Here is a 6,044-nt window from a genome sequence, read left to right as displayed (position 1 = left end):
ATTAAGAATTTCATCCAAATTAAATCATCAAAGGTTCGAAACACAGTATCACTCAAATCTGACATTCTCCTAGCCTGCATCTCTCAGCTCATCGCTTTTATGCTTTTGTTTAAAACACAGCAAGATCATAGGAATCCACTTGCCATCAAATCTTCAATCGCATAGATTAAATCTTTAAAGTTAGAGGTTTAGCTGCCCCTTTGCTTTGCTATGCCTTTTTTCATGTTTATATCTTCCTATGCTGTCGCATAAATACTATTTCTCCTGTGGATAAATGGAAACCACATTCTGCAACTACCTAATAGGGATTAACTTAGATTTTAAGGGTTCAGGCACATCCTTTAGTTTCATATGATCCACTTTTAAAATCAGAGAGTTAGAGATTTTCAAACGCTGCGATAGCTCCTGTGTTGTGTAACCCTGATTTTTTCTTAATTCTTTTATGGTCTTATTCTTAAAACCAAAACTAAAAAACATTTTTTCACCTCCGGTAAATGACAAGGTATGTCAAGACATGCTTGAGAAATATAGATAATATGCCAAAAAGGTGTGGGGAGGTTATTGCTATGATTAGGCTTCAACCATTAGAAAGAGAAGATTTGAAAAAAATTTTAGAATGGAACAAAAACCAATCAGCTGACGATTTAGCCCAATGGGCAGGTCCGTTGTACCATCATCCGCTGACTGAGGACCAGCTCGAGGATTATTTTACACACCAAGTCTATATAGACTATCCTACCATATTTGTTTATAAAATTATACTGACTGAGACAAATGAAGTGATTGGAACAATTGAATTGCGGGAGACAGACAAAGAAAATAGAATTGGGAAGGTTTGTAGGTTTTTAATCGCCCAGGAAGGTATGAGGGGTATGGGGATCGGACAAAAGGTGCTGCAAGAGATTGTTAAACTAGGCTTTGAGGATTTTGGCTTTGAAAAAATTGCCCTAAATGTATTTGATTTTAATGTTCATGCTATTCGATGTTATGAAAAAGTTGGTTTTAAAAAGGAAAAGCTGTATGAAAACGTAAGAAAAAGTGCTGCGGGCGATTGGAGTTCCTATGAAATGGCTCTTTTAAAATCAGAGTGGCAGGAATAGGGGGGCCTTAATATACCTCTTTATGTAATAAGCAAGCTGTTAGGAAAAGCCTGTACTTAGGGTGTTGCTAAAGAAATAGAATATGATTGAGATAAGCGGATTGTTCAGAATCTGTCCAATGAACTTGAGAAAATAAGGAGGAAAAAGATGGAAACTAAATATGTTGTTATTTTGCAATGTGAAATTGCGCACAACCGATGCAGCGGCTTTGCCTGTACCAATTCGTTCTATAACAGGGAGGGCGCCTTTGATCACTACGGAAAGGAAATTAAATACTTGTCTTTTACCTGCGGAGGGTGCTGCGGAAAAAGTGTATCCGCTAAGCTAGAACATTTGTCAAATAAGTTTAAGAACAAAACAGATGTGAAAAAGGACGAGGTTGTTATACATCTGGCTTCATGCATCACCACAGACAACTACCATTACGATCGGTGTCCTCATATTGATTATATCAAGGGTATTATTGAAAAAAGAGGGTTTAAGAGAGTGGTTGAAGGGTCTTATATTAGCAAGAATGCAGCTGGAAAAAGAGAAAAGGGTATATATAAGGATTATGGGAAAGGCATAGAATAGGGGCTTAGTAAAAAGGGATAGGACTTGGGGTTCTATCCCTTTATTGTGGTAAAAATAGTTCTGCATATCTTTCCCGTGCATCTATATTTCGGATATAATATTTTTCATTTTCCTTTTCTAATAAAAACAGGAGCGGCTGTTGGTCAAAATTTGTTACCTCAGCAATCATTGGAGCATATCCATGCTCTTGTTCCATTTGCTCCAACACACCATCTATTAGTTCATTTTTAGAAATTACTCTTACATTGATTTTATCAATAGACACTTCATTTTCAGCAGCGAATTCAGCATAAACCTTTATATAGGCCTCTACGAAAGCATCCTCATCCTGTGGAAGCTTCAGAAGCTCTTTGAAGGTTTCCTTATCTCCGGAAATGCCGGCTGCAATAAAGTTTTTTACCGTATCCTCCGGGGTTTTATTTGGTGATTTGTCAGAGCAGGCTCCTAAAAACGCAGTTAAAAAAAGGATAAGTAAAATAGCAGATATTCTTCGTATATTCATCCCTTGGTCTCCTTGTCGTAAAATTTAATATGCGTTTTAATTGTAGCACATGAAGGCTTTATATACAATGCGCCAATTCCTGTGAGAAAGAGTGTAGTTTTTTCTACTGCTACATAGGATGAAGTGAAGAGAGTTGTGGAGGTGAAGAATATGTATAATAACTATAGGGGCTATGGGTATCCTTATAATCTGCTAGGAGTTCCAGTTTCGCTATACAGAACAATGAACAGCAGTTTAAATATAAACCCAGTTACTGTTCAAACGAAAGAAGTTAGATATAAAAAACCTTATATTGAAGCATATTTGAGAATTCCAGTACTTCAGGGGCCGATGTTTCAAGCTGCTTTAAATAGAATCAATAGTGCTGTCGAAAACGATATTATGGAATTTAACCGCCAAATGGAAGAGGCGGCAAAGGAATATGTGGAAAGACCAATGTTGGAGGGTGTTGATGTCAAACCTTATATTATATCCAATGTGTACCGAATTACCTATAATAGAAACAACCTCATCAGTATAGTACTAGTATATTATGAGTTTGTCGGGGGAAGGGATTATTATATAAAGGTTTCATACAATTACAATTTGCTTACAGGGAACCCCTTGTCTATAGGGGATTTATTCAGAGAAAATGTTGATTATAGAAGAATGATTAATGAAGCTATTAGAAATGAAATTCAAAGAAATCCAGGTGCATATTTTCCAGGAACTGCTGAACAATTTCAGGGAATAGCTGTGGATCAACCTTTCTATATCGAAAACGATCATATTGTCATTTTTTTTGGTTTTCACCAAATTGCACCTACAGAGGCTGCTATACCAGTGATTTCGTTGCCCTTTAGACTATTTGGCAACACATTAAGACCGGAATTGCTAGTAAGATAAAAGAGGCTCCTGAATGCAATGATGCGTTATATGTATTCCGGAGTCCGACCATAGATAGTAAAGCGGTAGAAATAAAATAAGAAATAATGACTAGCTGCTGCAGCAAAAAAATGAGCTGGATGAATCATTGAGCTGGACTAGAACTTTATGTATTATAGAGATAATCAAAAGAATAGGAGGGTGTCTATGCAGAAGTTTAAAAATATATCAATTTGTTTGTTAGCTTTTCTAATGGTTTTGGTCTATCCTACATACTCCTTAGCAAAGCCTAAAAATGTTGATAAGGGAACAGGAAAGGTCAAAACTATAGAAACTAAGAATCCAGGATCTGTGAAGCAGAAAAATGTCATGGAGACTTCAGACACCGGTGGTCAGCAAGCTCAAGACAAAAAAGCGGAAAAACAAGATATGAAAGTGAGTATTAAAGCATTGAAAGAAGCTGCAAAGAATGCGTATTCGTCTGAGGAGATTGAAAAGCTGCAGCAGCAAGTGGCAGAGCTCAAGGCTACCTACTCTGGTATAAAAACGCTGCCCATTGAAAATATCGTTTCAAAGAATATGAAAATGAAATTTGATACACCCCCGGTTATTAAGGATGGCAGAACTCTTATTCCGGTGAGAGCTCTTACAGAGGCGTTTGGTGCGACAGTGGACTGGAATAGTGAAACAAAAAAAGTAACCATCATTAAGGGAGATATTGAGATTATCTTAAAAATAGATAGTAAAACCGCAACTGTTAATGGAGAAGAAGTGACAATTGATGCACCAGCTGAGATCATGAACAAAAGAACTGTGATCCCGTTGCGTTTTATCGTAGAGCAATTGGGATTAAAAATAAATTGGGACGAGGAAACTGAAACCATAGAAATCGTGGATGAGGAAGAAGCTACAGAAGAGACAACCGATGAGAATGAAGGCGAAGCTTCTGAGGAAATTTATGATGAAGAAAAGGAAGCGGAAGCTGCAGATGGTAGCGGAGAAGAAACTATCGAGGAAAATAATACAACTGAAGATCTAGCGTAAAAAAAGGGGTAGTCAAAGAAATCTTTGACTACCCCTTTCTTAATCATATTCCCTAGTAATATAGTTATCAAAATTCTTATCCTGCATGAGTCCTTGTTCCAATAAGATATCTTTGGTTTCTTCTGCAGGCTTTGTCATTTCATAGCAGGAGTCCATAAGCTCTCGGAGGCCTGCTTTGTATAAAATTGGTTCAAGGATTTCCATTTCATTATCGTCAAAGCCTTGACTCATTACCGCTTCCTCTTCCCAAATATCCTTCCCAGTAATAAAGACTAAAGAACCATCCGCAGTTTCTACCATAGAAAATAAAAAATCATTTCCATCCATTATTGATTCACTCCCAATATTCTAAAATGATTTTTTTCTATCGTATTATATATGCGCATTTTTACTAAATTTATGAGGTTAAGTGAAAGATGGAAAAAAAAGACCAAAACAGATGACTCAGTTCTGATCTTTTGCTGTGTGTTGCTCTTGAGATTTAGCAGTTAAAAATGCTCCAAATAGAACTGCTGTACCGCCAATAATCTGAAAAAGCGTAATAGTGTCTTGGAATAAGACAACAGTTATAATAATAGCAAACAGCGGCTCAGCCATACTTAATATAGAGGCATGGGTAGGCCCTAATAGCTCCATACCTTTGAAAAAAGTAAATATAGCTAGTATTGTAGAGAAGAGGGAGAGTCCCAAAATCCAAATCCAAGCACTTGCATCAAAATGAAAGGATAGACTTCCTGACAATAAGCCTAGCAAAAATATCCCTACGGAAGAAAAGAGCGTAATAAAGGAGGTCGCTATAAGTGAAGGGATTTTTCTGATAATTCTATTGCCTAGCACGATATAGATAGAATAAATGAAAGAAGCACCTAGTGCGAATAAAACACCCTGGTGATTGACAGTAGCAATAGAACTTCCCAGAACTAGAATTAGTCCCATAAAAGAGATCCCTAAGGATAAAATGACTTTCCTTGAAGGAGTTACCCGATCTATTAGAAATGAAAGTATGGATACGATCATGGGATAGGTATATAGCATTAAGACGGCCAATGCTGCCGGAATATATTTGACCGATGTAAAATAAAGGTTTGACATCGTATTATAACAAATGCCGCCTAACAGGAACAGAGAGAGATAATCTTTCCCTGTAAGTTGCAAGGGTATTTCCTTTAGGAATATGTATAAGAAGAAAAGCAGCGAAGCTAAAGCAAAACGAATAAAAAGAAGTGTTGTGACGCTTATACCTGTTTGATAAGCAAATAGAGCAAAGGTAGGCATCAAAGCAAATCCCAAAGCAGAAAGCAAAACTAGTATTACTCCTTTATAACGGTTCATACAGATCCCTACCTTATCATAAATTGAGGTTTTACCCAGACGAGGATATATAGTCCAAGGGACTCCTTATAAGCCCTTAAAGCTCAATTTTATTATAAATCAAATTATTATTGAATACAATTCCATTGCCTTTTAAAAGGATAAAATAATCTACATGCATAGTATTTAATGACTAGGGGTACCCTATAGGAATTAGAAGCAATTACCAGTTGACTCATGTTACTATCCGTGGTAAGATAGTTCTTGTCGTCACCGCCAAGAGATAGAAAAAAAATGGTGGTTGACGGAAGGGTTTGAAGATGGTAAGATATATTTTGTCGTCACCGCGAAAGATTAACAAAAACTGGTGGTTGACGGAAGGGTTTGAAGATGGTAAGATATATTTTGTCGTCACCGCGAAAGATTAACAAAAACTGGTGGTTGACGAGAGCGTAGATACATGATAAGATAGTCTTTGTCGTCACCGAAAGAACTCAGTTAATAACTACCAAGAAAAACGGTGTTGACATAAGATGAGAAATGTGATAATATATCTAAGTCGGTGTCACTAAGACACCACTGCAAATTGGTCTTTGAAAACTAAACAGTGTAAGAATTAAAGCCAGCATAAATTAAGGTTGAAGGAGAAA

7 protein-coding genes are annotated in these 6,044 nt (G+C 36.8%); 4 read left to right on the top strand and 3 right to left on the bottom strand.

What is annotated here, in order from left to right; translation table 11 throughout:
* The first annotated feature begins 566 nt into the window (after positions 1-566).
* Both BUB56_RS18785 and BUB56_RS18780 read left to right on the top strand, forming a co-directional pair.
* Positions 567-1,100, top strand: coding sequence for a GNAT family N-acetyltransferase (locus BUB56_RS18785; RefSeq protein ID WP_110942780.1), 534 nt, complete (start codon positions 567-569; stop codon positions 1,098-1,100).
* 147 nt (positions 1,101-1,247) lie between these two features.
* Positions 1,248-1,673 (top strand): CGGC domain-containing protein, encoded by a 426-nt coding sequence (locus BUB56_RS18780; RefSeq protein WP_110942779.1) that lies wholly within the window; start codon positions 1,248-1,250, stop codon positions 1,671-1,673.
* Positions 1,674-1,713: 40 nt separating this feature from the next.
* Here BUB56_RS18780 and BUB56_RS18775 read toward each other — a convergent pair whose 3' ends face one another.
* Entirely contained in the window at positions 1,714-2,175 is a 462-nt protein-coding gene (locus tag BUB56_RS18775; protein ID WP_110942778.1) for a hypothetical protein, read from the bottom strand.
* Between the two features lie 150 nt (positions 2,176-2,325).
* On the opposite strand from BUB56_RS18775, the gene BUB56_RS18770 reads away from it, so the two are divergent.
* Positions 2,326-3,060 (top strand): DUF3298 and DUF4163 domain-containing protein, encoded by a 735-nt coding sequence (locus tag BUB56_RS18770; RefSeq protein ID WP_110942777.1) that lies wholly within the window; start codon positions 2,326-2,328, stop codon positions 3,058-3,060.
* Positions 3,061-3,246: 186 nt separating this feature from the next.
* Positions 3,247-4,083 (top strand): copper amine oxidase N-terminal domain-containing protein, encoded by an 837-nt coding sequence (locus tag BUB56_RS20025; protein ID WP_190014762.1) that lies wholly within the window; start codon positions 3,247-3,249, stop codon positions 4,081-4,083.
* Between the two features lie 39 nt (positions 4,084-4,122).
* Here BUB56_RS20025 and BUB56_RS18760 read toward each other — a convergent pair whose 3' ends face one another.
* Together BUB56_RS18760 and BUB56_RS18755 are read right to left on the bottom strand one after the other, a co-directional pair.
* Positions 4,123-4,410, bottom strand: a complete 288-nt coding sequence (locus tag BUB56_RS18760; RefSeq protein WP_110942775.1) for a hypothetical protein — start codon at positions 4,408-4,410, stop codon at positions 4,123-4,125.
* A 117-nt stretch (positions 4,411-4,527) separates the two neighbouring features.
* A complete protein-coding gene (locus BUB56_RS18755; protein WP_110942774.1) occupies positions 4,528-5,415 on the bottom strand; it encodes a DMT family transporter in 888 nt (295 codons plus the stop codon).
* Positions 5,416-6,044 lie beyond the last annotated feature (629 nt).

The organism is Geosporobacter subterraneus DSM 17957 (genome assembly GCF_900142145.1).
In the GTDB taxonomy this organism is placed as follows: domain Bacteria; phylum Bacillota; class Clostridia; order Peptostreptococcales; family Thermotaleaceae; genus Geosporobacter; species Geosporobacter subterraneus.
The sequence above is the reverse complement of the archived record's forward strand: the minus strand, read 5'-3'. Positions and strand labels throughout refer to the sequence as shown.